Annotated in this window: 20 protein-coding genes; 15 read left to right on the top strand and 5 right to left on the bottom strand. The window is 59.0% G+C overall.

Annotation, left to right across the window (positions count from 1 at the left end; genetic code table 11):
- Window positions 1-137 precede the first annotated feature (137 nt).
- Window positions 138-461, top strand: coding sequence for a 2Fe-2S iron-sulfur cluster-binding protein (locus tag ACVBAU_RS13115; RefSeq protein ID WP_005854231.1), 324 nt, complete (start codon window positions 138-140; stop codon window positions 459-461).
- Complete coding sequence (locus ACVBAU_RS13110) at window positions 458-1213, top strand: FG-GAP repeat domain-containing protein (RefSeq protein WP_448326725.1); 756 nt, start codon at window positions 458-460, stop codon at window positions 1211-1213. Before ACVBAU_RS13115 ends, ACVBAU_RS13110 begins: the two co-directional genes overlap by 4 nt.
- 90 nt (window positions 1214-1303) lie before the next feature.
- On the opposite strand, the gene purD is transcribed toward ACVBAU_RS13110, so the two are convergent.
- Window positions 1304-2569, bottom strand: coding sequence for a phosphoribosylamine--glycine ligase (gene purD / locus ACVBAU_RS13105; RefSeq protein WP_448326724.1), 1266 nt, complete (start codon window positions 2567-2569; stop codon window positions 1304-1306).
- An 84-nt stretch (window positions 2570-2653) separates the two neighbouring features.
- On the opposite strand from purD, the gene xseA reads away from it, so the two are divergent.
- Window positions 2654-4189, top strand: a complete 1536-nt coding sequence (gene xseA, locus ACVBAU_RS13100) for an exodeoxyribonuclease VII large subunit (RefSeq protein WP_448326723.1) — start codon at window positions 2654-2656, stop codon at window positions 4187-4189.
- Window positions 4190-4193: 4 nt separating this feature from the next.
- Here the strand turns inward: xseA and ACVBAU_RS13095 are convergent, their stop codons facing one another.
- On the bottom strand, window positions 4194-4589 hold the full coding sequence (locus tag ACVBAU_RS13095; protein ID WP_138922923.1) for a hypothetical protein: 396 nt from the start codon (window positions 4587-4589) through the stop codon (window positions 4194-4196).
- Window positions 4590-4621: 32 nt separating this feature from the next.
- Entirely contained in the window at window positions 4622-5635 is a 1014-nt protein-coding gene (locus ACVBAU_RS13090; protein ID WP_448326722.1) for an alkane 1-monooxygenase, read from the bottom strand.
- A 169-nt stretch (window positions 5636-5804) separates the two neighbouring features.
- Between ACVBAU_RS13090 and ACVBAU_RS13085 the strand changes: the two genes are divergently transcribed.
- Window positions 5805-7517: an NAD(P)H-dependent oxidoreductase subunit E gene (locus ACVBAU_RS13085; protein WP_448326721.1), complete on the top strand. Its 1713-nt coding sequence runs from the start codon at window positions 5805-5807 to the stop codon at window positions 7515-7517.
- Between the two features lie 46 nt (window positions 7518-7563).
- Here the strand turns inward: ACVBAU_RS13085 and ACVBAU_RS13080 are convergent, their stop codons facing one another.
- Window positions 7564-8433, bottom strand: a complete 870-nt coding sequence (locus ACVBAU_RS13080; RefSeq protein WP_448326720.1) for a lytic transglycosylase domain-containing protein — start codon at window positions 8431-8433, stop codon at window positions 7564-7566.
- Between the two features lie 126 nt (window positions 8434-8559).
- Between ACVBAU_RS13080 and ftsY the strand changes: the two genes are divergently transcribed.
- From ftsY to ACVBAU_RS13040, 8 genes are all read left to right on the top strand, one after another.
- The gene (gene ftsY / locus ACVBAU_RS13075) at window positions 8560-9756 is read left to right on the top strand and encodes a signal recognition particle-docking protein FtsY (protein ID WP_448326719.1); all 1197 of its coding nucleotides are present in this window, start codon (window positions 8560-8562) and stop codon (window positions 9754-9756) included.
- Between the two features lie 22 nt (window positions 9757-9778).
- The gene (locus ACVBAU_RS13070) at window positions 9779-10681 is read left to right on the top strand and encodes a DMT family transporter (protein WP_138922928.1); all 903 of its coding nucleotides are present in this window, start codon (window positions 9779-9781) and stop codon (window positions 10679-10681) included.
- A 12-nt stretch (window positions 10682-10693) separates the two neighbouring features.
- The gene (locus tag ACVBAU_RS13065) at window positions 10694-11299 is read left to right on the top strand and encodes an inner membrane-spanning protein YciB (RefSeq protein ID WP_093732489.1); all 606 of its coding nucleotides are present in this window, start codon (window positions 10694-10696) and stop codon (window positions 11297-11299) included.
- A gap of 276 nt (window positions 11300-11575) precedes the next feature.
- Complete coding sequence (locus ACVBAU_RS13060; protein WP_138922929.1) at window positions 11576-12760, top strand: aminotransferase class V-fold PLP-dependent enzyme; 1185 nt, start codon at window positions 11576-11578, stop codon at window positions 12758-12760.
- 93 nt (window positions 12761-12853) lie between these two features.
- Window positions 12854-13942: a GTP cyclohydrolase FolE2 gene (gene folE2 / locus ACVBAU_RS13055; RefSeq protein WP_138922930.1), complete on the top strand. Its 1089-nt coding sequence runs from the start codon at window positions 12854-12856 to the stop codon at window positions 13940-13942.
- 226 nt (window positions 13943-14168) lie between these two features.
- Window positions 14169-14405: a hypothetical protein gene (locus ACVBAU_RS13050; protein ID WP_138922931.1), complete on the top strand. Its 237-nt coding sequence runs from the start codon at window positions 14169-14171 to the stop codon at window positions 14403-14405.
- 113 nt (window positions 14406-14518) lie between these two features.
- Window positions 14519-15967 (top strand): TrkH family potassium uptake protein, encoded by a 1449-nt coding sequence (locus ACVBAU_RS13045; RefSeq protein WP_171048964.1) that lies wholly within the window; start codon window positions 14519-14521, stop codon window positions 15965-15967.
- Between the two features lie 44 nt (window positions 15968-16011).
- Window positions 16012-17559: a 5-guanidino-2-oxopentanoate decarboxylase gene (locus tag ACVBAU_RS13040; protein WP_448328991.1), complete on the top strand. Its 1548-nt coding sequence runs from the start codon at window positions 16012-16014 to the stop codon at window positions 17557-17559.
- A 75-nt stretch (window positions 17560-17634) separates the two neighbouring features.
- Here the strand turns inward: ACVBAU_RS13040 and ACVBAU_RS13035 are convergent, their stop codons facing one another.
- Complete coding sequence (locus ACVBAU_RS13035) at window positions 17635-19464, bottom strand: serine protease (RefSeq protein WP_448326718.1); 1830 nt, start codon at window positions 19462-19464, stop codon at window positions 17635-17637.
- A 157-nt stretch (window positions 19465-19621) separates the two neighbouring features.
- Between ACVBAU_RS13035 and ACVBAU_RS13030 the strand changes: the two genes are divergently transcribed.
- The 3 genes from ACVBAU_RS13030 (at window position 19622) to glyS (ending at window position 23497) form a co-directional block, all read left to right on the top strand.
- Window positions 19622-20560, top strand: coding sequence for a glycine--tRNA ligase subunit alpha (locus ACVBAU_RS13030; protein WP_237271420.1), 939 nt, complete (start codon window positions 19622-19624; stop codon window positions 20558-20560).
- Window positions 20557-21078: a DUF6446 family protein gene (locus tag ACVBAU_RS13025; RefSeq protein WP_138922935.1), complete on the top strand. Its 522-nt coding sequence runs from the start codon at window positions 20557-20559 to the stop codon at window positions 21076-21078. The genes ACVBAU_RS13030 and ACVBAU_RS13025 overlap by 4 nt, the downstream gene beginning before the upstream one ends.
- Window positions 21079-21175: 97 nt before the next feature.
- Window positions 21176-23497, top strand: a complete 2322-nt coding sequence (gene glyS, locus ACVBAU_RS13020) for a glycine--tRNA ligase subunit beta (protein ID WP_448326717.1) — start codon at window positions 21176-21178, stop codon at window positions 23495-23497.
- Window positions 23498-23529 lie beyond the last annotated feature (32 nt).

Here is a 23529-nt window from a genome sequence, read left to right as displayed (position 1 = left end):
CGCAGCAATGCCTAGCTGATAGGCCGACCGCGATCTGAATAATGCGGCAATGCCGTAGTTGGGAAAAAAAGGGGGCTGGCGAAGCCGCGAGCTGCTGGGTACACATGTCGAAATTCTAAAATCGAAGGGGCAGTCAGATGGCCAAGATCACTTATGTAGAACACAATGGCACCGAACATGTCGTCGATGTGGCCAATGGCCTGACCGTCATGGAAGGGGCCCGCGACAACAATATCCCCGGGATCGAAGCCGACTGCGGCGGTGCATGCGCCTGTTCCACGTGCCATGTCTATGTGGACCCCGATTGGGTCGAAAAAGTCCCTGCGAAGGATGACATGGAAGAAGACATGCTCGACTTTGCGTTCGAGCCTGACCCCGCCACGTCGCGCCTGACCTGCCAGATCAAGGTGACCGACGCCTTGGACGGCTTGCGCGTCAAAATGCCCGAAAAGCAGATATGATGCAGATGTTGGCGCGATACACCCTGTCGCGCCTTCTGCCCATTCTGGTGGCGGGTTCCATCAGCGCGGTTCCTGTGTTTGCCGACGTGATAGCCCGCGCCAGTTTCGGCGACCCGACGACACGGTATGATCACGGTGTTTTGGGTGACGCGGTGGAATGGGGCAGCCTCACGTTCGTACTGACTGACGGCACCACACGGCGTGTCATCCTGCCACGATCTCTTGTATTCGAAGACACATCGCCTCGTCTTGCTGATCTAGACGGCGACGGCAGTCCCGAAGTTATCGTGGTCGAAAGCAGCCAAACCCAAGGCGCGCGGCTGGCGGTCTATGACGCATCGGGACGGGTTGCACACACACCCCATATCGGGCGCAAGAACCGGTGGTTGGCCCCAATCGGCGCGGCGGATTTTACTGGCAACGGACGGCTGGAGATTGCAATCGTTGTTACCCCGCATCTGTCAGGCTCCGTGCAACTGCTTTCCTACGAGAACAGCAGTCTTAGCGTCATTGCGACGGCCGAGGGCTATACAAACCACCGCATAGGCGACGCAGAAATCGCAGGGGGGATCCGCACCTGTGGTCCGCAGCCCGAGTTGATCCTTGCCCAAATGCCATGGCACCGCGCATCGTCCGCACAGATGGTCGCCTTGCACCTAAATGGCACAGCACTCAGCCCGCATAGTTTTAGCGCACCCTTTACGGCTAAAAATGTGGCAGCCGCCCAAGCCTGCGCGCTTAACCCACGTTAGGCACAGATCAGTTTCCAAATGGTTAAAAATCCCGGGGGGTCCGGGGGCTAGCCCCCGGTTAAGCCAGCGAGATGCGTAACAAGCCCGCTCTCAGGACAACGCGCGCCAGCCAATATCACGGCGATAGAACCCGCCCGGCCAGTCGATCGCCTCGACCATTTCATAGGCACGCGCTTGAGCCTCGGCCAAGGTGTCGCCCCGTGCCGTGACATTCAGAACCCGCCCGCCGACAGCCGTAATGACACCGTCTTGCGTGGCTGTGCCGGCGTGAAACACCATGTTGCGGCTGTCTTCGGGTAGGGCATCCAGCCCTTTGATAACGCTGCCTTTATCATAAATTCCGGGATAGCCTCGGGCGGCCATGACAATGGTGACGGCGTGATCTTCGGCCCAGTTCACGCGTGCCTCGTTCAGGCGGCCTTCGGCGGCGGCGTGCATTAGATCAAAGGCCTGCGCACCTAGGCGCATCATCAGTACCTGACATTCTGGGTCGCCGAAGCGGGCGTTATATTCTACCAATCTCGGTGCACCATCCTTGATCATCAACCCCGCGTACAACACCCCTTGGTAGGGTGTCCCACGCTTGGCCATTTCGGCCATTGTGGGGCGGATAATTTCCGCTAGAGCGCGTTCGGCGATCTCGTCGGTCAAAACGGGTGCTGGGGAGTAGGCACCCATACCGCCCGTGTTCGGCCCAGTATCGCCGTCGCCCACACGTTTGTGATCTTGCGCAGTGCCGATGGGCAGCACGGTGTCGCCGTCGCACAGCACGAAAAACGACGCTTCTTCGCCGTCCATGAACTCTTCGATCACCACCTCGGCTCCCGCGTCGCCAAATGTGCCGTCAAACATTGTATCGACTGCGGCAAGGGCTTCGTCATCGGTTTCGGCGATGATGACGCCTTTGCCCGCTGCAAGCCCATCGGCCTTTATCACAATCGGGGCAGGGTGGTCGGCCAAATAGGCCCGCGCCGAAGCCGCGTCGGTAAAGTGGCCATAGGCTGCGGTGGGGGCGTTTGCCGCGTCGCAGATCTCTTTTGTGAAGGCTTTGGAGGCTTCCAGCGTCGCGGCTGCTTTCGACGGTCCAAAGACCAGCACGCCTGCAGCACGCAGATCATCGCCCACACCTGCGGCAAGAGGGGCTTCTGGCCCGATAATGACGAAATCAATGTTGTTTTCATCGACAAAACCGACCACTGCCGCGCCGTCGTTGATGTCGAAAGTGGCGCAGTCTGCGATGGCGGCGATCCCGGCATTTCCCGGTGCTACGATCAGCTTGTCGCATTTAGGGTTTTGCAATACGGCCCAGGCTAGACTGTGTTCGCGCCCGCCGCTGCCCAGAATGAGGATGTTCATGGTTGCACTCCCTTGGCCTTGGTTGCTGCGCGTTCTAAGCTGGGACTGAGCCCGACACAAGATAAAGACGGAAAGACACCGCTGATGGATTTGATCGACGACGCGCGCGAGGGGGAGAACAGCCCCGAATTCACCGTAACCGAGCTTTCGGGTGCGATTAAACGCGTGATCGAGGGCGAATTTGGCCATGTGCGGATTCGCGGTGAGGTGGGCCGCGTCAGCCGCCCGCGGTCGGGGCATATCTATCTGGACCTCAAAGATGACAGTTCGGTTATTTCCGGCGTGATCTGGAAAGGGGTTTCGGCCCGCCTTGAGACCCAGCCCGAAGAGGGCATGGAGGTGATCGCAACAGGCCGCATCACCACGTTCGGCGGGCAGTCGAAGTACCAGATTGTGATCGAGGATATTAAACCGGCGGGCATGGGCGCGCTGATGGCATTGCTGGAAAAACGCAAGGCAGCGCTGGCGGCAGAGGGGCTGTTTGCCCCTGAACGCAAACGCCCGCTACCCTATCTTCCAGAGGTGATCGGGGTGGTAACGTCGCCCTCGGGTGCGGTGATCCGCGACATTTTACACCGTCTGCGCGACCGGTTTCCGCGCAAGGTGTTGATCTGGCCCGTGGCCGTACAAGGGGCGAAATGCGCCCCCGAGGTCGCCCGCGCCATTGAGGGTTTCAACGCGCTAACCCCAGGCGGGGCGTTGCCGCGTCCCGACCTCTTGATCGTGGCGCGTGGGGGCGGCTCGGTCGAGGATCTATGGGGTTTCAACGAAGAGATCGTCGCGCGGGCGGCTGCTGCGTCGGATATCCCGCTGATCTCTGCGGTCGGGCATGAAACTGATACAACGCTGATCGACTTTGTCTCTGACATGCGGGCGCCGACGCCCACGGCTGCGGCCGAACTGGCCGTGCCCGTGCGGCACGAGCTTGTCGCCTTGCTGGACGGGCAAGAGGCGCGGATGACCCAAGCGCTGAGCCAGGGCCTTTCTCGTCGCGATCAGCGACTGCGCGACATGGCGCGCGCGTTGCCGCGCCCTGACAGCCTGCTTGATGGCCCGCGTCAGCGGCTGGATATGCGCGGCGCACGTTTGGGGCCCGCGCTGACCGCCGGCGTTCAAAAACGCAAAGTGCATTTATCTGATATCTCCGGCGCGCTGCGTCCAGCGACCCTGCGGCGTACCCTTCAGGCAGAGCAACGCAGGCTGGCCGCCCTGACCGAACGCTTCCGCCCCGAGGCCTTGGGGCGTGAGCAAAAGCGCCGTCTTGAGGGATTGGTCGCCCGCTTTCGTCCCGATGCGCTGGTACAGGACCGAAAGAGAAAAGAGGAAGCCTTTCAATCCCTTGCTCAGCGAATTTCAGATGCGGGGCAGCGCCAGACCCAAGGGTGGCACAAGCAGCTGGCCGGCCTTGACCGTGTGCACGAAACGCTAAGTTATAAGTCCACCCTTGCACGTGGTTATGCCGTGGTACGGGGCGACGGCGGTGTTGTGACCACCAAACAAGCGGCACAGGATGCGTCAGCGCTTGAGATCGAATTTGTCGATGGCACCATGAAAATCGGCGGTGGTGCCGCACCCAAAAAGGCAACCAAGAAACCGCCAGAGCAAGGCAGTCTGTTTTAAGGGATCAAACCCCCACCTTTGGCCCGAAACAGGTAAAATCCTGCCCGCTATTTTGCGCCTCGTATAATTCGGTTGTGGCGGGATCTTCTTCAAACTGCGCGATCAGGCCAGCTGCCCCTTCGCGAAAACGCCAGCACTGTGGCGTGGGACGTTCGTCATAGGTAAAGCAAATCTTGCCGTCATCTTCGTACCAGCTACCGGATTTGCATTCTCCATCCAGAAATGACCATTCGACGCGGCGGTTGCGTAGATACCGCTCCGCGCCATAGGTCTCTCCGTTCTGCGCATAAAACAGAGTTTTGCCGCGGGTATAGGTATCAAACTCATCCGCTGACATCGTCGACTGCGCGGCCAGAGGGGTGGCGGATGCTAGGGCAAGTATCAGTGCAAATTGCTTCATTGCTGCAGCGTGCCAGAAACCCTGCGCGTTATCTAGTCTTGATCGCTTAGGGGCTGCCAGCGGGCCACGCGGCGGTCCATCACCCGACGCCAAAGCGGTGGTACAAGGGCTAGAACGGCCATCACCGGCAGGGATCGCGGAAGCATAGGCATGGTGCCCGGTATCAGGTCGAGTGCCGGAAAAGCGCGCAAAGGCCGCATATGGTGGTCGGAATGGCGCGGCGCGTTCAACATCATTGCCGAGGAATACCATGCGGGCGCATTCCAGCTGTGCTGCGGTCCCACGGGTTCGGTTTTGCCATCCTCTTTGACGGTGCGACGCAGGCCATAGTGCTGCACATAGTCAGACAGCAGCAGTTGCAGCTGGGCGTAGGCCGCTACGGCCAGCATCGCGACGACCCCGCGCCAGCCGGCCAGCGCAAAGCTGGCGGCGAGCGTAAATATCGCCCCCAAGATATATACGACATAAGGGTGTGTCAGCACATGCCGCTTGCCGCGCCGTTGGCGGCTATCGGCATGTAAGCCGGCCATGAACTCCCCGCGCAGTGCACGCAGGGCATAGGCATAGAATCCTTCGCTCAATCTGGCCGAATTGGGATCGCTGTCCGTTGCCACATGGATGTGATGCACGCGCAGATGGGCAGAGACGTGATGCCCATGCAGTAAGCTGCAATAGATCGCGGTGCCGATCCGTCTGGGCCATTTCGTCGAGGCGTGGATCAGTTCATGCGCGTTGGAGTTCGAGATCTGGCCGAAGAACAGACCAAGCCCGATATAGATCAGTACCTTGTCCGTCGTATTCAAAATGGGGCTGTCCGCCAGCGCCCAAACGCCAAGCGGTAAAAGGATGAAATGCACTGCTGCAAGCATCAGGCTGAGCGCGCGACCTGTATGGGCCAGCGTTGGCAGTCTGCGCGACAGCCGGTCGAGGAAGAACACCACCACAGTGATCGAAAACACGGCGAATAGCGGCCAGGGACCACCCCGCAGACAGGCGACGATCAAAAGTATCGCTGGGGTCAGGCTGGCGATGCTATACCAGAACATAGGGCGGCTCCGCTAAGGTATGTGTTTCATATACGTGAAACCGCGCGTGAAAAAGAGCATCCGGCGCCGCACCCACCGCGTAAAGCGCTGCGGATTGGTCGCTTTTTACCTGCGCAAGCCGCTACGGCTTTGGTAGCGTGACGACAAAGCGATACGAGAGGGCAGATCGATGGCGTTGGATGATCACGAAACGGCGGGTGCAAACGCGCCGCGAAAAGGCGTCTGGAAATCCGGTAAGGGGAAGGGGCGCAGCCACCCCAAGGGGCGTCAGTTGCAGGATGGCCCATGGGAAGACGTCCGCGCCTTGCTGGAGGACAAGCCCCGTCGTGCAGACCTGCTGATTGAATATTTGCATCTTATTCAAGATAAATACGGGCATCTTTCTGCCGCGCATTTGCGGGCTTTGGCCGAAGAAATGCGCATGAGCATGGCGGAAGTTTACGAAGTCGCAACTTTTTATGCCCACTTTGACGTGGTGAAGGAGGGGGAAACACCACCGCCCGCGCTCACCATACGGGTCTGCGATTCGCTATCATGCGAACTCGCCGGGGCGCAGGCGCTGAAGGCCGCGCTAGAGGATGGGTTGGATGCGTCAGCGGTACGTGTCGTACGCGCGCCTTGTATGGGGCGTTGCGATACCGCGCCGGCGCTCGAGATCGGGCATAACTTTGTCGATCACGCGACGTTGGACAAGGTGAAACAGGTTATCGTGGCAGGCGATACCCATGTGCATGTGCCTGACTACGAAGGCTTTGACGCTTATACCGCCGGCGGGGGGTATGACACGCTCAAGGAACTGCGTCGTGATGGCGATTGGGAGGCAGTCCAAGAAAGCCTGTTGGGGGCCGGTTTGCGCGGGCTTGGTGGTGCCGGTTTCCCATCCGGTAAGAAATGGGGTTTTGTCCGTGACAACGCTGGACCACGCTACTTGGCCGTCAACGGCGACGAAGGCGAGCCGGGCACATTCAAAGACCGCTGGTATCTGGAACGGGTACCGCATCTGTTCCTCGAAGGGATGCTGATCGCCGCCTGGGCCGTCGAGGCAGAAAAAGTGTTCTTATACATGCGGGACGAATATCCGCAGGTGCTTGCGCTGCTTCGCAGGGAAATTACGGCGCTGGAGGATGCTGGGATTGTCGCTGCGGGATATATCGACCTGCGGCGTGGCGCGGGGGCTTATATCTGCGGTGAAGAATCCGCCATGATCGAAAGCATCGAAGGCAAGCGCGGGCTGCCGCGTCATCGTCCGCCCTATGTGGCGCAAGTCGGCATTTTCGGTCGCCCGACATTGGTGCACAATGTCGAAACACTGCATTGGGTGGCACGTATTTGTCGCGAAGGGCCCCAGGTGCTGAACAGCACGGAAAAGAATGGGCGCAAGGGGCTGCGCAGCTATTCAGTGTCGGGCCGCGTGGCAAAACCTGGTATTTATGAACTGCCCGCTGGCTCAACCATCACGGATGTGATCGAAGCTGCCGGTGGCATGGCCGACGGGCATCGGTTCAAGGCTTACCAACCGGGCGGCCCGTCATCGGGGCTGCTTCCCGCCTCTATGAATGACATCCCACTCGACTTTGATACGTTGCAGCCGCATGGGTCGTTCATTGGGTCCGCCGCAGTCGTGGTGCTGTCGGACCGTGACAGTGCAAAAGGTGCTGCGTTGAACATGCTGCGCTTTTTCGAGGATGAAAGCTGCGGTCAATGCACGCCCTGTCGCGTTGGCTGCGAAAAAGCGGTGAAGCTAATGCAGGCAGATCGATGGGATAAGCCGCTGCTTGAGGAATTGTCGACCGCCATGGTCGACGCGTCCATCTGCGGTCTGGGGCAGGCCGCGCCGAACCCGATCCGCATGGTTATCAAACACTTTCCCGACGAGGTTTGACCACGCAACACGGCGGCCCGCTTGACCTCGCCAGCCAAGCAGGCCGCTAGTTCTGTACCACCAGACAGCTGCATCCCGTGGTCCGCATCCTGTCACACAGGCGCTGGGCACCGGTGCGTGTGTCGCTGCCATATTGCCCGAAAAAGAACCCCTTTCGGCGCGAGACGCGGTTTTTCTTGAATATAAAGTCCAGTCGCTTCCCATTGATCGCGCTGCGGCAACTTGCGGTTTGGGCGTTGGCCTTATCGCGCGCACGCGCTTTGCTGGTCCCGAACGACACCTGAACCCCCCAGGGTTTGATCACCGGAGCAGGGGGCGTGACCCTAAGCGCGGTGACGCGGCGGTTACGTGCCATCTCGTAGCAGGCAGGCAAGAAGGGTTGGGTTTTGGACAATCGAAAATCAGGTGCCTTGGGCGGACTGTCGCGCCATTGCTCTGCTGTGAGGCCGGTGATGATCGGGACGTAGGCGATGGTTTCGGGCGCAAGCCCCCTGCCTTCCAGAAACCCTTCGGCGCGTCGTTCGCCGCCGTTATAGCCGATCGCAGCCAGACCTTCGTTGCCGTATTTCTGTTTCATTTCAGCGAGATATTGTGCCGAATGCTCTAGCGCATCGGCGGGGTTATACGGGTCTTTCAGCCCCCGCAGCGCCGCGGTTGAAGGGATGAATTGCGCGATCCCACGCGCGTTGGCGTGGCTCAGCGCGTTTTGATCAAACCGACTTTCCTGCCAGATTAACCGCGCAAAAAAACCGCTGTCCAGCTCATGCCGATCCGAAAAAACCTTGATCGCGTTGCAGGTGTCATAAACAAAATGCGCAGGCCGGATGCAGTGGGCGTGGCCCCATTTGGTGCTGGAACAGTACCGCCGATCCGGTTCGGCCTGCGCCGTTCCCGCCAACACTATCACACAGAGCATCCATAAAAATCGCATAGGGACTTGGTGTGCGACATGCTCTGCGCTGTCAATTGCTGTTGTCGCCCTTCCATCCTGTCTATTGAGCCTATAGATCATGGAAAACGCCTGACAATTCGGAGAGCGCGCTTGGCCTTTTTTCAAAAGCTGAAATCCAAAATGTTCAAATCCTCGTCCAAGATTGACGAGGGGCTTGAGGCGATTGTCGAAGACGGCGGGGCCACGGATACGCCCGAAACAATCGACGAAGTTCCTGTGGATCAGGTGATGGACGCCCCCGAAGCCGCTGCCGAGGCCCTGCCCGAAGCAGTGGATGATGAACCTGCACCATTGCCAGCGGATGAGGGCGACCGCCCCGCACCGGTCCCTTTGCGCGAAACCATCGCACCCGCGGGCCCCGATCTGGAGCCAGCGCCACAACAGCCGGCACCGACCAAGCCGGGCCTGATGGGCCGGTTGATGGGTCGCAGTGCCGCAGCCCCCGTGGTGCGGCGCGTGTTGGACGACGAAATGCTGGAGCAGCTGGAAGAGCTGCTGATTTCGACCGACATGGGTGTGGATACCGCGTTGCGCGTCACCGCGAACATGGCCGAGGGTCGGTTCGGCAAGCGGCTTTCTGTCGATGAAATCAAACGCTTGCTGGCGACAGAGGTCGCACGGATCATGGACCCGATCGCGAAACCTTTGCCGATTTATGCCAAGATGCCGCAGGTCGTGCTGGTGGTGGGCGTAAACGGTTCGGGCAAAACGACCACAATTGGCAAGCTCGCGAGTCAGTTCAAGGCTGCAGGCAAGAACGTGGTCATCGCAGCGGGCGATACTTTTCGGGCCGCCGCGGTCGAACAGTTGCAGGTCTGGGGTGAACGCGCCGATGTGCCTGTGCTGACGGCGGCGCAGGGCTCCGATCCGGCAAGTCTTGCGTTTGATGCGATGACACAGGCCGAACGTGACGGGGCGGACCTGCTGCTGATCGATACGGCCGGGCGGCTGCAAAATCGTGGCGACCTGATGGAGGAACTGGCCAAGATCGTGCGCGTGATCCGCAAGAAAGACCCAAGCGCGCCGCATAACACCCTGTTGGTGTTGGACGCGACGACGGGACAGAATGCCTTGAATCAAGTCAAGGTTTTCCAAGAGATTTCAGATGTTTCCGGTCTGGTCATGACCAAGCTTGACGGCACCGCTAAGGGCGGCGTTCTGGTGGCACTTGCAGATAAGTTCGGGTTGCCGATCCACGCGATTGGTGTTGGCGAGCAGATCGATGACCTGCAGCCTTTTGATCCACAAGAATTTGCAGATGCCTTGTTGGGGTTGGACCCGCAGTGACGCACCATAATGGGTCGGCAAAATGACCGAATGGATCACCCAGATCGAAGGCACCGAAGCGGGGCACCAAGCGGCGCTTTGGTTGGCGTTGGCCGCGGCGCTTTTGCATGCGGTGTTTGGCGCATTGCAAAAAGGGCGGCATGACCCGTGGCTGACCCGCGGAGCGATCGACTTTTCCTATTGCCTGATGGCGGCACCTTTCGCGCTTTTTGTCGTGCCATGGCCCGAGCCGCACATGTGGGCCATTTTTGCCGGCGCATGGGCGATCCACATTGTTTACAAACTGTTGCAGGCTTGGGCCTATACCAAAGGGGCTTATACTGTCGTCTATCCGGTGGTGCGCGGGACGGGGCCTTTGTTCACGGTCATTGGTGCCTATCTGATTTTCGAAGAGAGCTTTACCGGCGTACAGTGGTTGGGGGTTGGCGTGCTCGTCGCGGGGATCTTTGGGCTGGCGCTTTACAACTTTGTGTACCTCGTGTCCGAACGCGATACGCTGAATGCGGCCTTGGGGCTTGCTGTTCTAACAGGGCTGTTTGTCGCGCTGTACACGACCTTTGACGCATACGGCATCCGCGCGACAGGGGATCCGTTTACCTTTCTGGCGTGGTTTTTCATGATCGACGGTCTGGTGATGCCCGTGATCGCCTCCCGACGCTGGCTGCGCATGGAAGACCGTCCCGACCTTGGCCCGCTGATGACCCGCGGCGTCGCGGGGGGCTTTGTCGCGTTCTTCAGCTTTGGGTCGATCATGCTGGCAACGCGTTTGGACAAAGTGGGCGAGGCCGCAGTGCTGCGCGAAACGTCGACCGTGTTTGCGGCGCTGATCGGCTGGTTGGTGCTGAAAGAAACCGTAGGCCCGCGCCGCATTGCCCTAATGGCGCTGATCGCGCTTGGGGCGGTGATCGTGGAAATGGGCGGATAACTGGAGAGCAAGATGAGCACGACACGCGAGATTAACCCCTTTGTCAAATCGGCGCTTGAATACGGGCCGGTGCTGATATTCTTTGTCGCCTATCTGCGCTTCAAGGACGAGACGTTCACCCTTTGGGGGACCGACTACAGTGGCTTTATTGTTGTCACGGCGGCCTTTGTACCGCTGTTGATCCTGGCGACGGGGGCGCTTTGGGCGCTGACGGGCAAGATCAGCCGGATGCAGGTCACCACAGTCATTCTGGTGACACTGTTTGGCGGGCTCTCGGTCTGGCTGAACGACGAACGGTTCTTCAAGATGAAACCTACTGCGATCTACCTTCTGTTCGCGGTGCTGCTGGCGATCGGCTTGGCGCGCGGGCAATCGTATTTGAAATACGTGATGGAAGAGATGATGCCCCTGAACGACGCGGGCTGGATGATCCTGACCAAACGGCTGATGCTCTGTTTCTTTGGTCTGGCGCTCGCGAATGAGCTGATCTGGCGTTTCACCAGCACCGAGACATGGGTTTATTTCAAAACCTTCGGGCTGACGGCAGCGGTGTTTGTGTTTTTCATGACGCAAGGGCGGTTGTTTCAGACCTACGGTCTGGAGAAGGACGAAAGTTGAAAAAAGGGGCCAGCCCCCGCTGCCCCAAATGGGGCAGCACCCCCGGGATTTTTTGCCATTTGGAAGGCGGCTGGCAAGGCATCCTGCTGTTGTAGTTGACGAGAGCGGGCGAGGGGCGTAGCAGATGATATGTGGCGATTTGATACCGGATTGCGGGCCACGGGCAGAGAAATCTGCCAAATTCCGCTAAAAGGTCAGGATGAAAGCCCCCTTTCGCTTGACCGCGTCTGGGGTTTTTTTACGCCTGCTGCGCAGCAGGTCAGGAAGGATAAAAGCATGAGCGACAATTGGAAACCACGGACCAAGGCTGTGCACAGTGGCACGCGCCGCAGCCAGTATAACGAAGTCTCTGAGGCAGTGTTCCTGACCCAGGGGTTCGTCTATGAAAGCGCCGAACAGGCCGAGGCGCGGTTCCAGTCGCTGGGTGACGACGAATTCATCTACGCACGCTACGGCAACCCGACCGTGCGCATGTTCGAAGACCGTATTTCCGACCTGTTGGGATATGAGGATTGTTTCGCTTGTACCTCCGGCATGGCTGCAGTCAGCGGCGCGCTAACGTCGCTTTTGAAGGCAGGCGATCATGTGGTGGCTGCGCGCGCGCTGTTTGGGTCGTGCCTGTATGTGCTTGAGGATATCTTGGCACGTTTCGGGGTCGAGGTCACCTTGATTGACGGAACGGATAATGCTGCATGGGATGCCGCTATCCGCCCTGACACGACCATGGTTTTCTTCGAGAGCATTTCGAACCCCACGTTGGAAGTCGTCGATATGCGCCATGTGGTGAAGGCGGCGCATGCCGTGGGCGCGCTGGTGCTGGTGGATGACGCGATGGCGACGCCGGTGTTTTCCTATGCCAAGGAATGTGGCGCGGATATCGCGATCATCTCGACCACGAAACATGTGGACGGGCAGGGACGTATGCTGGGCGGCGCAATCTGCGGGCCCAAAGAGCTGATCCGCGGCCCCGTCGAGGCCTATATGAAGCATACCGGTGGCGCGATGAATCCGTTCACCGCCTGGACACATCTTAAGGCGCTTGAAACAATCGACCTGCGGGTGCGGGCCCAAGCCGACGCCGCCTGGAAGATCGCTGACGCGTTGAACGGGCACCCCAAGCTCAGCGCGGTGCGCTATCCAACCCACGCCAGCCATCCACAGCACGCGCTGGCTATGTCTCATGCGCCTTCGGCGGGTACCGTTTTTGCGGTAGAGGTCAAAGGTGGCAAGGAGGCGTGTTTTGCCTTTCTTAACGCGCTCGAGATCATCACCATCTCGAATAATTTTGCCGATGCGAAATCCATCGCAACCCATCCGGCTACGACAACGCACCAGCGTTTGCCAGACGACCAGAAAGCAACCCTCGGGATCACACCGGGTCTTGTGCGCTTGTCAGCCGGGCTTGAGGACGTGGATGATCTGATCGCCGACATCCACCAGGCATTGGACACATTGAAGTGATGCAGCAGGGGCTTTACCCGTTCCGCTGGACGGAACATTGGTAAAGCCCCCGTTTTCGCTTATATAGGGGATATCTTGCGAAAGGGCCCTGCCATGAATATCGCCGCGACAGTGATACCGGACCGTGATGACGCGGTTGCAGCACTTGATACGTTGCGGGCCTGGGCGCGCAAGGCCGATGCGATCGAGATAGAAGCGCTGGATCCGTCGCTCGCCAAATTGTTGCAGAACGTCGAAAGCTATCCGCAGTTCAACCGTGACTATCCCAGTGATTTTGCGGTCGGCGATAATTATAAAGCGACGTTGCCGGATTTGCAGAACGGCCCGTCCAGCCTGATCCGCGGTGCTAAACAGCAAATCCAGCATGTTGGGATTTCGAATTTTCGCCTGCCAATGCGATTCCATACACGTGACGGCGGCGATCTAACACTCGAGACCTCGGTCACCGGATCGGTCAGTCTGGAGGCGGATAAAAAGGGCATCAACATGTCCCGCATTATGCGCAGTTTCTACAAGCACGCGGATGAGGTGTTCAGCTTCGAGGTGATGGAAGCCGCGCTGGACGACTATAAATCCGACCTCGAGAGCTATGACGCGCGTATCCAAATGCGGTTCTCCTTTCCGGTAAAAATCGGAAGCCTGCGGTCCGGTCTTTCGGGATATCAGTATTACGACATCGCGCTGGAACTGGTCGAGGCAGGCGGCGCGCGCAAGAAGATCATTCACCTCGATTACGTCTATTCCTCGACCTGCCCGTGTTCGCTGGAACTGTCCGAACATGCGCGTGCCACGCGGGGGCAGTTGGCCACGCCGCATTCGCAACGGTCGGTCGCGCGTATTTCCGTTGAAGTGAATTGCGATGAAACCTGCCTGTGGTTCGAAGACCTGATCGACCTCGCACGCCGTGCTGTTCCGACAGAGACGCAAGTGATGGTGAAACGTGAGGATGAACAGGCCTTTGCCGAGCTGAATGCAGCCAATCCGATTTTTGTCGAAGATGCGGCGCGGCTGTTTTGTGAACAGCTACAGGCTGAACCTCGGGTGGGCGATTTTCGTGTCGTGGCCAGCCATCAAGAAAGCCTGCACAGTCATGACGCGATTTCGATGCTCACGCAGGGGGAAACCTTTGCCGCACAGAGCATCGACCCAAAACTGTTCAGCACGCTGTTCCACGTCGGCTGAGCACGTGCCCCCTTTGCAGGGGTGGCGTCCAGAATTTTCACATTGCGCGGTTTATACGCAGGCCCTCGGGGTGTTTGCTTGAAACATGGGCGCAGCTATGCTGCGATGCGGCATGTTCGGGATGCTGCTATGCAGAAACGTCGGTTCTCATCCCCCACTGCTTCGCTATATTGAGAGGTAGAACAAGGTAACCGGCAGAAATGCCAAGGTAAATCGAGAGTTTAGTATGGCTTATAACAACACAATTTCGCACAGTAACGTCCCAACCATCAAAGCGCCTTTCGCCGTCATCGGCGGATTTTTCGCAGCGATCTGGACGGGCTTGGTTAATATGGGCGCAAACTCGGGCCGGATGCGTCAGGTGACGTTCCTGCAGTCCAGAACGGACGAAGAGCTGTCGGCAATGGGCATCAAGCGTGACGAAATCGTGCACCATGTCTTCCGCGATACATTCTACGTCTGAACGTCTTTCAGTTTGATTTTGAACGGCCCGAGTGTGTCTTGCTCGGGTCGTTTTGCGTTTTACGATAGGGCGTGTCCTTGACACCGACGCGCCACCGCGCCAACGCTGCGCGGATGTTGGATTTGCGCCCTGTTGGATACGTCATCGGCCTGTTGGTGTCGGTGCTTGGTATTGCGATGATCGTGCCGATGCTGGTCGATATTGCCGAAGGGCGCGGCCACTGGCCCGTGTTCGTAGAGGCGGGTCTGATCACGATGCTGGGCGGGAGTATGATCGCGCTGGCCTGCGCCAATGGCGTCAAAGAAGGGCTGACCATCCAGCAGACCTTTTTGCTGACCACAGCCGTCTGGTTGATGCTGCCGCTGTTCGGCGCACTGCCGTTTATGCTGGGCGCGACCGAAGCACGTTTCGTCGATGCTGTGTTCGAGGCCATGTCGGGCATGACCACCACCGGATCGACGGTATTTACCGGATTGGATGATTTGCCCAAAGGGTTGCTGCTGTGGCGTGCAATTCTGCAGTGGCTTGGTGGTATTGGTATCATTGTTGTTGCGATGGTTTTCCTGCCCGAGCTGCGGGTTGGCGGTATGCAGATCTTCAAATCCGAAGCCTTTGACACCTTTGGAAAAATTCTGCCACGCGCCGGTCAGATCGCCAGCCAGATTTCGGTCATCTATGTATGGCTTACTTTTGCCTGTGCCCTGACGTATTTAACCTTGGGGATGAACGTCTTTGACGCCACGGTTCATGCGCTCACAACCGTGTCCACGGGCGGGTTTTCGAACTATGACGCGTCTTTTGGGACATTCGCTGGCAATGCGGAATACGCGGCGTCGATCTTCATGGTGCTCGCGGCGTTACCGTTCGTGCGCTATGTGCAATTGTTGAACGGCAACCCGCTGGCGCTCCACCGTGATCCGCAGGTGCGGGGGTTCTTGATGACGATTGCTGTCTTGGTCGGGCTGATCTTCATCTCGATCCAGTCTGTGTTTCCGCAGCACTGGGAGCAATCCCTGCGCGAAGCATTGTTCAACATCACTTCCATCATTTCGGGTACAGGGTTTGCGTCGGTCGATTATATGACCTGGGGCCCGTTTCCCGTTGCGCTGTTCTTTTTCACCGGCCTGATCGGCGGCTGCGCGGGGTCGACGGCCTGTTCGATCAAGATCTTCCGATATCAGTTGTTGTTCGCGTCAATCCGCGCCCAGTTGCAGCGCATCCGCTCGCCCCACGGCATCTTTACCCCGCGCTATGATGGCCGTCCTATCAGTGGCGATGTCATGATTTCGGTCATGTCTTTCTTTATGTTCTTCACGCTGACGCTGGGGCTGGTTGCCGTGGCGCTGAGCATGACCGGACTGGATTTTGTGACCTCGGTATCGGGGGCGGGGGCCGCGTTGGGCAACATCGGGCCGGGTCTGGGCAAGATCATCGGCCCTGCTGGCAATTTTAGCACGCTAAACGATACGGCCAAGTGGATCCTGACGGCTGCGATGCTGGTCGGACGGCTGGAACTTATGGCGGTCTACGTTATTCTGACATTCAAATTTTGGAGAGCATAATGAGCGATACACAAACCCGTCCCTTGGGGGCCCAGATGTCTCATATGCTAAAGGCCCGCGGGGTAGAGGTGATCTTTGGGATCCCCGGCGTGCACAACCAGGAAATGTATCGCGGCATCGAAGAGGCGGGGCTGACCCATGTGCTTGCGCGACACGAGCAGGGGGCCGGCTTCATGGCCGACGGCTATGCCCGTGCGACGGGCAAGCCCGGGGTAGCATACGTTATTACCGGTCCGGGTCTGTGCAACGTGATGACGCCCATGGGGCAGGCCTATAGCGATTCCGTGCCGGTGTTGGTGCTGTCCTCGTGTCTGGACGAAACGGCGGCACGCAAGGGGCAGTTGCACCAGATGAAAGACCAGCGCGCCGCGGCAGAAACCGTCTGCGACTGGTCCGAAGTGGCGTTGACCGCGCCCGCGGCATATCAGTTGATCGACCGGGCCTTGACCGAATTCGCCTCCGGTCGGGCGCGATCCAAACACATCTCTGTGCCGATCCATCTGCTGGAAGCCGAAGCCGCGCCCGCGCAGCCTAGGTCGGTCAGCGCAACACGACCCGCCGGCGATCCCGCCCAGATCAAAGCGCTGGCGCAAAAGCTGCAGGCCGCGCAAAAGCCGTTGTTCATCTTTGGCGGCGGCGCTGTTGGTGTGCAAAACACCGACGCGTTGCTGGCCCGCTGGCAGGCCGCGAGCATGACCACTTATGCAGGTCGCGGCATCGTATCGCCCGACGCGCCATTGCACTTTGGGGCCTGCCTTGCGCGGGAAAGCAGCGTGGATGTGATCGCGCAGGCAGATCTGGTGATCGCAGTCGGCACGGAACTGGCAGAGGTGGATATGTGGCGCCCTGAATTGGGACATTCGGGCGAACTGGTACGGATTGATATTGATCCTTCCGTTCTGGCCGACCCGCAGGCGGCGGGCTTTGCAATCCTTGGGGATGCGGCGCAGGTGATGGGAGCGCTGGATGCCGCCTTGCCCGCGAACGGGACCGCGAAGGGGTGGACCGCCGCCGAGGTCGCGAAGTGGTGCAAGCGTTGGCGTTCCGAGGTGGATATGGAGCGTCCGGGCATCCTCGCCGTGGTTGACGCCGTTAAGGCCGCCACGCCCGAGGGCACGATGGTCTATTCCGACATGACGCAATTCGCCTATGCCGCAACCGAAGTATGGGAGGTGGACCGCCCCGGCCATTGGCACCACCCCTACGGCTTTGGCACCTTGGGCTATGCCACGCCTGCGGCGATTGGCGGGGCCATCGGACGACCCGGGCTGCCCACACTGGCGATCATCGGCGACTACGGTTTTCAATACACGGTGCAAGAACTTGGCGCAGCGGTAGAACTGGGCCTGGCATTGCCCATCATCCTTTGGGACAACGGCAAATTGGGCGAGATCGAAGACAGCATGACCCGTGCGCAGATCGCACCGAATGCGGTCATCGCCCACAATCCCGATTTCTGTAAATTGGCAGAGGCCTACGGCGCAAATGCAGTCGCCCCAAAATCATTGGCAGACCTACCCGAGGTTCTGGCCAAAGCGTTCAGGGCAGATCGTCCGACGTTGATCTATCTGACGCCGCAAACCGCGGGCTGATCTGTCTTAACTTTTATGGCAGCAATTGCAGCTTTGCCCCGGTCCCCAGCATAACGCCGAGGGCCGGGGTTTTCTTTATTCCCAGCAGCTGACCAGAACGGTCATACCCTTGGCTTTTTCGCGCAGGTCGTGCGGCTTGAACGCGGTGCTGGCAACCGTTGTATCCACGCTGACACCGGCCCTTTGCGCGAGGTCCGCAATGACCTTGGCTTCCACGGCAAAGGCGACATCTTCGGGCAGTTCGCGCGCGCCATTCGCACGGGGCAGCAGCATCCCCAGCACGCGCCCGTCGCTATCAAGGATCGGGCCGCCTGCGTCGCCACTGCGGGCAGAAAGCGCGAGGCGGGCGATGTTTTCCTCGCCCTGTAGCCCACGCACATCGGCCAGAGTGCCATAGGTCACGGTGGCAGAGCCAAGCACGCCCTCATAGGGGAAGCCCGCAACCGCGATTTCAGACTGCAACCGCGGGGGCACTGTGTTGAACGCGGCCACATCCAGCGGTGACAGAGCAACGCGGGGTTTCAGCAAGCTGATGCCGCTGGCCGTATCATCGACCAACACGTCGAGCTCTGTCTCGTCGTCCAGCGTCAGGCGGCCACAGCTTTGCACAGCCTCAGAGGTCGTCGCAACCGTACCACGCCCGTCGATGAAAAAGCCCGAGCGCGAGATCTTTGGCGACCGGATTTGCAGACCGGAAACCAGATCGACAGCCTGACGATCACCGGACCCTGCAGCGGCATCCAGCGTGCCAGGTAGGCGGCTAAAGGATTTCGTCATCTCGGCGATCACGCGGCGACGGCGGTCTTCGTCACCGGCGGGCCAGATCAGGGTAAAGCCTTTGATCTCGCCATTCTCGAGGGACACCTGCGTCTGGCTGACGATCCGCCCGTCTTCGCCGATCAGTTCAAAGCTGTTGGATTTACGGTCACGTGGGCCTTCTTCGGGCACGATTTCAAGGGTCTGCATGATGTCATACAAACCAAAGAGCGTGTCCTGATCGCCAGCCTGACTGATCAGCAGAACCCGCGCATCAATGTCGCCGGTACCATTGTAATGGGCAAAGGGGGGCTCGAACCGGTCAAAGGTGACCACTTTGGTGGGCATCACCATTTCGATGCCAGCATCGGCGTTGCGCACGGTCTGCAGGCCCAGCCCTTCTAGCACGGCATTATATTGGCCTATCAAATCTGCCCGCTGCAACGTGGTCAGCACGCCGGTCGCTTCATAGCCGTTGGCCTCTTGCCAATCGGCCATAGACCCACGCGTGCCTCGCCCGAAGGCACCGTCAATCGATGCATTGTAAAAGCCGGCCCACTTCAGCGCGATCTGTAGCTGTTCACGTGCGGTGAGGTCCAGATCACGCTCGCTGGCGCGGGCCTCTGACAGGGTCTCGTCTTTGGGCGGCTCTGGCAGGACGGGCACCTGTGTCGTCTCGGCTTCTGCAGTGGGGGCTTCTTCTTGGTCCAGCGTTTCGCCGGCGGGGGGCAGGGTGGTCTGTGTAATCTCTTCGTCCGTCTGCGCCTCGCTCGGGGCGGCGGGTTCAATCGGAGAGATTAGCGGAATGTTCAAGACATTCGCACCCACGGGCCAGAATTGCTGTTGGAATTTATCGGAGAGCTGGATGAAACTGTCGCGTGGAATCACCCCGTCCTGTCGGTAGCGCCGCAGCAGCAGTTCGGCGTCGTCGCGCAAATAGGGACCAACCGCGATTCCATACCAGCTGCCCCCAAGGGCAAACCCGTTTACATCCTCAAGGCTGGCACTGTAGGCACGCGCGCGATCGGTCGCCGCCGCCAGATTAGGCTGGGCTTCTACCTGTATCCAAACCACATCATCGGCAGACTGTGCAAAGGCGAACGGGGCGATAAACAAGGCGGCGATCAGGGCCGCAAACAGTCGCGTCATAGGTACGGGTGCTCTCAAGGATTTAAACTTGCAGTAGATAAGCAGGAACGCGCGCAAAATACCATGCTTGAGACAGGGCAAATCATCACAAAGCTGCCAATTGACCCGACCGCGACAGCGCCTTAGGAAAGGCGCGCAGCAGCAAAGGCAAAATCTTATGTCCGACCCGGTCCAGCGCCCCCGTTCATTTCAGGAAATCATCCTCGCTCTACAGTCCTATTGGGCGCGTCAGGGCTGTGCGATTCTACAACCCTACGACATGGAAGTCGGCGCGGGTACGTTCCACCCGGCGACGACCCTGCGCGCGCTTGGCACCAACCCATGGGCCGCGGCCTATGTGCAGCCGTCGCGTCGTCCGACCGATGGGCGATATGGTGAAAACCCGAACCGCTTGCAGCACTACTACCAGTTTCAGGCGCTGATCAAACCCAGCCCGCCCAATCTGCAAGAGCTGTACCTTGGGTCGCTCGAGGCAATCGGGATCGACATGGCGCTGCATGACATCCGCTTTGTCGAAGATGACTGGGAAAGCCCGACATTGGGCGCATGGGGTCTGGGCTGGGAAGTCTGGTGCGATGGTATGGAAGTGTCGCAGTTCACCTATTTCCAGCAGGTCGGCGGTCACGACTGCCATCCTGTATCGGGAGAGTTGACCTACGGGCTTGAGCGTCTGGCGATGTATGTTCTGGGGGTCGATCACGTGATGGACATGCCGTTCAACAGCCCCGACGCGCCGATCCCGCTGACCTATGGCGATGTGTTCAAGCAGACCGAAGAAGAATACGCCCGCTGGAACTTTGATGTTGCCAATACCGACGTGCTGCTGGATCACTTTGTCGAGGCTGAAAACGAGTGCAAGGCGATCCTTGCGCATGATGCCCTTGACCCCAAGACCGGCAAGCGCATCGTCATGGCGCACCCCGCCTATGACCAATGCATCAAGGCCAGCCACATCTTTAACCTGCTGGACGCGCGCGGCGTTATCTCGGTCACCGAGCGTCAGGCCTATATCGGACGCGTGCGCACCCTTGCCAAAGCCTGCGCTGACGCGTTTGTTCAGACACGGGCCGGCGGCTGGTCGGAAGATGCGGCATGAACGGTAAAATCGTAGGAGGCGTCATCTTGGTTGCAGCAGCCATTGCAGGTCTCGCGCTTTATTATTTGCAGGTCTACGGATATTATCACGAGGTCGACGCGCCGGACGAAGGCGTGTTACTGGTGTCGATCAATTCGAACACATCTGAACCGATCCTGACCGATAACTTTCGCGCCATCGACGCCGACAGCTCGCCCATCCGCTATCGCGCGTGTTTTGAAACCTCGCTGAGCCTCGCGATGCTGACCGAGACCTATGTCGTCAGCGACGAAATGACGCCGCGCAACGCGCCGGGGTGGTTTCATTGCTTCGACGCCAAAGCCATCGCCGCAGAAATAGAGGAAGGCACCGCGCTGACCTTTCTGGGCCAGAAGAACATTAATTACGGCGTGGACCGCATCGTCGCGATCACCTCGGACGGACGCGGCTATGTCTGGCACGAGCTGAACGACTGTGGCGACAAATCCTATGACGGCACCGTGGTGGGCGAAGCCTGCCCGGAACGCCCTGCCGATTGACCCCCACGCGGATCACCGGCCCTTTGAACTTTGCGCTGTTTGCGCGACACATATTTAACCGCACCGAACGACACGCGGCCCCGAAAGGTACGAACCCATGCCCGACCTCCTGATTGAGCTTTTCTCGGAAGAAATTCCCGCCCGTATGCAGGCGCGCGCGGCGGATGATCTTAAGAAACTGGTGACGAACGGATTGGTGGATGCGGGTCTGACCTATGCCTCTGCCGCGGCCTTTTCGACACCGCGCCGCCTGACCCTCACGATCGAGGGAATGCTGGACGCCAGCCCGTCCCTGACCGAAGAGCGCAAAGGCCCCAAGGCCGACGCGCCCGAAAAAGCCATCGAAGGGTTCTTGCGCGGCGCGGGCCTGACCCGTGACCAGTTGGAAGAGCGCGACACCCCCAAGGGCAAGATCCTGTTCGCCATGATCGACAAGCCGGGCCGCCCCGCAGCCGAGATCGTGGCAGAGGTGCTGGAAACCACCATTCGCACCTTCCCATGGCCCAAATCCATGCGGTGGGGCACCGGCACGTTGCGGTGGGTGCGTCCGCTGCATTCGATCCTGTGCATCCTTTCTGCCGAAGACGGCGCGCAGGTTGTGCCCCTGACCGTCGATGGGATCACCGCTGGCGACACCACGCGCGGGCACCGCTTTATGGCACCTGATACGATCACGGTCAGCAGCTTTGACGACTATAGCGCCAAGCTGAAACGCGCCTTTGTCGTGCTGGACCCCGCAGAGCGGCGCGATACGATCTGGAACGACGCGACCAATATGGCCTTTGCCAACGGACTTGAGGTCGTCGAGGATGCGGGGCTTTTGGCCGAGGTCGCAGGGCTGGTGGAATATCCGGTCGTGCTGATGGGGCAGATTGGCGAAGATTTCCTTGGTCTGCCACCGGAGGTGCTGCAAACCTCCATGAAAGAGCACCAGAAGTTCTTTTCCGTGCGCAACCCCAAGACGGGCCGCATCGAACGCTTTGTCACCGTCGCCAATCGCACCACCGCCGATGATGGCGCGACCATTCTGGCGGGGAACGAAAAAGTGCTGTCGGCACGTCTGTCGGACGCCAAATTCTTCTGGGAAAACGACCTGCGCATCGCGCAATCGGATGCCGGGATGCAGACTTGGGTGGACCGTCTGTCCAATGTGACCTTCCACAATAAGCTGGGCACACAGGCCGAGCTGATCTCGCGCATGGAAGCACTGGCCGGAGAGCTCGCTCCGATGGTCGGGGCCGATGCTGATGAGGCCCGCGCCGCCGCCCGTTTCGCCAAGGCCGATCTGTCGTCCGAAATGGTCTATGAATTCCCTGAACTTCAGGGGCTTATGGGCAGCTATTACGCGAAAGCCGCCGGCAAATCCGATGCCATCGCGGCCGCCGCCCAAGACCACTATGCGCCGCTTGGCCCATCCGACGACGTGCCAACCGCGCCGGTGTCCATCGCCGTGGCGCTGGCAGAGAAAATCGACAAGTTAGCCGGATTCTGGCGTATTAACGAAAAGCCGACAGGATCAAAAGATCCGTTTGCTTTGAGAAGAGCTGCGCTCGGAGTAATTCGAATTTCAGTCGAAAACGAAATTAGTCCTCCATGGTTTTTAATACTGGAAGAACTGTTTTTTAGCTCGTCGGAAATGCAAGAGTTAGTTGCTCGTTTAACATCGGTGACACATAAAAATAAGGAGTCAGAAAAGCAGTATGAGAAATTTTCGCGTGTCTACAGCGAGAAACATACTGAAGCGACGAAAGAATTAATCGATGAGGCTTTCGCCCTATTGCATCCTACGCACGACCAAAACATCGAAGAAACAAACGCAACAGTCGCAGAATTTGATGTTCTAAAATCGACGTATTACCAAAAGATTTACAACCTCCTCTCCTTCCTACATGACCGCCTCAAAGTCTATCTCAAAGAACAAGGTGTCCGTCATGACATCATCGATGCCTGCATCAGTTCTTCTGATGGCGCACCTGCGGGTGCGACGGACGGCAACGACGACCTGACCTTGCTTGTCAAACGCGCCAAGGCGTTGAGCGAGACGTTGAAAACTGACGATGGGGAAAACCTGATCCAAGGGTTCAAACGCGCCAACAACATACTGAGCCAAGCCGAGGATGCGGATGGGGTGGAATACTCCTTTGGCGCGGACATCAAGTTTGCCGAGACGGAAGAAGAGCGCGCGCTGTTTGCAGCCCTTGATACCGCAGAGGCGCAGATCAAACCGGCGATGGAGGCTCAGGATTTTGGCACGGCCATGTCAGCGATGGCATCCTTGCGCGGGCCGATTGATGCGTTCTTTGATGCGGTGCAGGTGAACTCTGACAACGCGACGATCCGGCGCAATCGTTTGAACCTGCTCAGCCGTATCCGCACGATCTGTAGCTCGGTTGCGGATCTGACGAAAATCGACGGGTAACGCAGCAGACCCGACACGTGGGCAAGGCGATC

The organism is Sulfitobacter sp. M13 (assembly GCF_053474885.1).
This window is presented reverse-complemented; position numbering and strand designations above follow the sequence as displayed.